This is a genomic window from Kitasatospora sp. NPDC004799 (assembly GCF_040609095.1).
Taxonomy (GTDB): domain Bacteria; phylum Actinomycetota; class Actinomycetes; order Streptomycetales; family Streptomycetaceae; genus Kitasatospora.
The window spans coordinates 1-3465 of sequence record NZ_JBEXJK010000602.1; the positions used below are offsets into that span (position 1 = coordinate 1).

At 74.3% G+C, this 3465-nt stretch carries 2 protein-coding genes and 1 pseudogene; all 3 read right to left on the reverse strand.

The window, feature by feature from the left end:
* Positions 1–686, reverse strand: a pseudogene (locus ABZW03_RS38705) ([protein-PII] uridylyltransferase); the annotation flags it as partial.
* Positions 683–2113 (reverse strand): aminotransferase class III-fold pyridoxal phosphate-dependent enzyme, encoded by a 1431-nt coding sequence (locus ABZW03_RS38710; protein ID WP_355269245.1) that lies wholly within the window; start codon positions 2111–2113, stop codon positions 683–685. The pseudogene ABZW03_RS38705 and the gene ABZW03_RS38710, both read right to left, overlap by 4 nt.
* On the reverse strand, positions 2110–3465 hold a 1356-nt coding region (locus tag ABZW03_RS38715; protein ID WP_355269247.1), incomplete at its 5' end, for an NAD(P)/FAD-dependent oxidoreductase. The genes ABZW03_RS38710 and ABZW03_RS38715, both read right to left, overlap by 4 nt.

The following is a 3465-nucleotide window of genomic DNA, read 5'->3' on the forward strand; positions in this document are numbered from 1 at the left end:
ATGGCGGCGTGGCGGGCCACTGTCTTGGCCGGCTTTCCGCCGGCCGCGAGCACCCGGTCCACCGCCCGCCAGGTGACGTCGCCCGCGTAGGCGATGGTGCGGGCGGCCTCGTAGACCTGGCGCAGCAGGGTGTCGGCGTCCAGCACCCCGAGCCGCTCGGCGACCTGGTCCTGGTCCTGGAGGGCGAGCCGGTCGGTGGCCCGGCCGGTGGCCAGGTGCAGGGCGTCGCGCACGTCGGACAGCCGCTGCGCGGCGGCGTCCAGGCCGTCCCGGGGCGCGTCGGCCAGCCAGCTGGCGGCGATCGCGTCCAGCGCCACGACGTCGCGCAGGCCGCCGCGGGCCTCCTTGAGGTCGGGCTCCAGCAGGAAGGACAGCTCACCGTGCCGTTCGGCCCGCTCGCGGCCCAGCTCGCGCAGCTCGGGCAGGCGCGCGGGGGCGCTCGCGCGCCAGTCGGTGAGCACCGCGGAGCGCAGCTCGTCGGTGAGCGCCCGGTCCCCGGCGAGGTGGCGGGCGTCCAGCAGGCCGAGCTGGGCCTTGAGGTCGGCGGCGGCGACCGAGCGGGCCTGCGCGACGGTGCGCACCGCGTGGTCGAGCTTGGCGCCCGAGTCCCAGACCGGGTACCAGATCCGTTCGGGCAGCTCCCGGGCGACCGGGCCGTCGTGCAGCAGCAGGAGGTCGACGGTCACGGCCGGAGCCTCCCGGTGGCGAGTTCCTTGGCGAACCGGCCGAGCAGGCGGACCGCGCCCTGTCCGAGCACCTCGTCGAGCGCCCGCAGGAAGGTCTGCGCCTCGGGTTCCTCGGCGACCAGCGGCGGCGCGACGACCAGTGGCAGGCCGTGGTTGGAGCCGAAGAAGGTGAGCACGCCGTGGTCGCGGTAGAGGGCGGCGATCACCGCTCCGGTGATCAGTTTGGTGCGGAGCCGGGCGTCGCGCCCGAGTGCTGCCGGGAGCAGCGGCAGCAGGCGGTCGAGCGCGGCCGGTCCGGCCTTGAGGAAGACGCCGTGCAGGGCGCCGCTCCCGGCGGTCGAGGCGACCAGGCCGGGGTGCCGGTCGGCGATCCGCCGCAGGCCGGGCTCCAGGACGGCGCCGAGTTTGCGGGCGCGAGCCGGGTAGTCGTCCTCGACGGCGACGGCGACGGCCTCCAGCGCGGTGGCGGTCTCCTCGCCGAAGCCGTAGTAGGTGGTGCTGTGCAGGGTGGCGTCCTGGAGGGTGTCGTAGGCGCGGCGGAACACGGGGCCGCGGGCCACGTACCCGGCGATGGAGGCCTTGCCGCCGCCGAAGGACTTGGACATCGTCACGACGTCGGGGACCAGCCCGGGGTGGTGCATGAAGTGGAACAGCGCGCCGGTGCGGCCCCAGCCGGTGTAGACCTCGTCGAAGACCAGCACGATGTCCTGCTCGGTGCAGAGCCGGCGCACCTCGCGCAGGAACTCCCCGGAGCACGCGCGCAGGCTGGAGGCGCTGAACGGCTCCAGGACCACCGCGTAGACGTCGCTGCCGCCGTCCAGCGCCCGGTGCCGGTCCAGGGCGAGGGCGAAGGAGTCGAGGTCGCCGTAGCCGAAGTAGTCGGTGCCGGGGATCCTCGGGTAGTCGAAGTGGAGTTCGGGGGAGGCGGTGAGGCTGCCCGCGCCGAGCAGTTTGCCGTGGAAGGAGATGTCGGTGTGCAGCACCGTGCCCCGCCGGCCCGCGTGGTACTTGTAGGCGAGTTTGACGGCGCCCTCGACGGCCTCCGCACCGGAGTTGGGGAAGTAGCTGACGTCCAGGTCGCCGGGGAGCAGCCGGGCGAGGTTGTGGCTGAGGGCCGCGACGTAGGGCGAGAGGTAGTTCTTGTGGACCTCCATCCGGCGCTGCTCGGCGAAGCGCCGGCGGGCGGCGAGGATCCGCGGGTGGTTGTGGCCGTGGTTGAGGACGCCGATCCCGCCGGTGAAGTCCAGCACGCGCCGGCCGTCGCGCAGGGTGATCCAGCAGCCCTCGGCGCTCTCGACCAGGTCGTGGCCGAAGCCGAACGCCCCGACCAGGGAGACCTGGCTGCGGCTGACGAAGCTCCGGTAGAGCGCGTGGACCTGCTCCTCGGTCAGGTCCTCGGCGGCCGCGATGTCCAGCAGGTCGTTCATACCGCCTCCTCGGTGGGTGCCCCCGTGCGGAGTCCCGCGCGATCGCGGGTGCGGATCCGGTCCGCGATGAGCCGTCCGGCCGAACGACCGTGCCGCACGGCGTAGTTGGTGCCGCGGTCCTCCGGGAAGACCTGCGCCATGCTCGACATGTAGAGGCCGGGCACGGCGCACTCGACCTCGGGGACGCGCCGGGAGTAGCCGGGGGTGACCACCGGCTGGGCGTGCTCGGCCCGCCAGACGTGGTAGCGGTGCACCCAGTCCTCGCGGAACCGGGGGAACATCCGGCGCAGGTGGGGCAGGCTGTGGCGGTAGACCTGCTCGTCGCTCATCCGGTACAGCTCGGCGTCGACGGGGAGGTACTTGGACAGGTAGACGAGGTGCCGGCCGCCGTAGCGCTCCGGCGCGTCGAGGTTGGTGTGCTCGATGACGCCGACGTACGGGAACGCCGGGTCGGTGACGTTGAGCCAGTAGGTGTCGGACAGGGCCCGGCGGTTCTCCAGGACCAGGCAGAGGTTGGCCAGGTACGGGACGGAGCGCAGCCGGCGCACCAGTCCCGGGACGGCGGGGTGGGCGCCGGCGGCGTCGTCGAGCATGCCCGCCAGCAGGCCGGGGGCGGTGGTGACCAGGACCCGGCGGGCCCGCAGGGTCCGCCCGCCCGCCCGGACGCCGGTCACGCCCCGCTCCCCGACCAGCACCGCGTCGACCGGGCTGCCGGTGTGCAGTTCCACGCCCAGCTGCTCGAGCCGCGTGCACCAGGCGTCCAGCAGGGCGCCGGAGCCGCCGCGCAGGTAGTGCAGCACCTCCTGGCCGGAGCGGGAGCGGCTGCCGCCGCGCAGGTGCAGCTTGGTCCACATCCAGGTGGCGCCGACCTGCGAGGCGTAGGAGCCGAACTTGCCCTCCAGCAGCGGGCGCCAGACCACCTCGTAGGCCCGGCGCCCGCCCAGCTGGACCAGCCACTGCTCGGCGGTGAGCGACTCCAGCTCGCGCCAGTGCCGCACCCGGCCGGCCCGCAGGGCCGACAGGCCGAGCCGCAGCCGGTCGGCCGGGGGCAGCGGGGCGAAGCGCAGCACGTCGAGCGGGCTGGAGAGGCGGTACACCGCGTTGGCGTGGTAGACGCCGGTGCTGGTGGGGTGGCGTTCGACCAGGTCCGCGCAGCCGAGTTCCGCGCAGAGCCGGAAGATCTCCCGGTCGGAGTCGAACCAGTGGTGGTAGAACCGCTCCAGCTCGCGGTCGCCGACCGGGAAGGTCGCGGCGAGGCCGCCGATCCGGTCGGCGGCCTCGACGATCCGGCAGCGCAGGCCCGCCAGGGCGAGTTCGTGCGCGGCGGCCAGTCCGGTGAAGCCGGCGCCGAC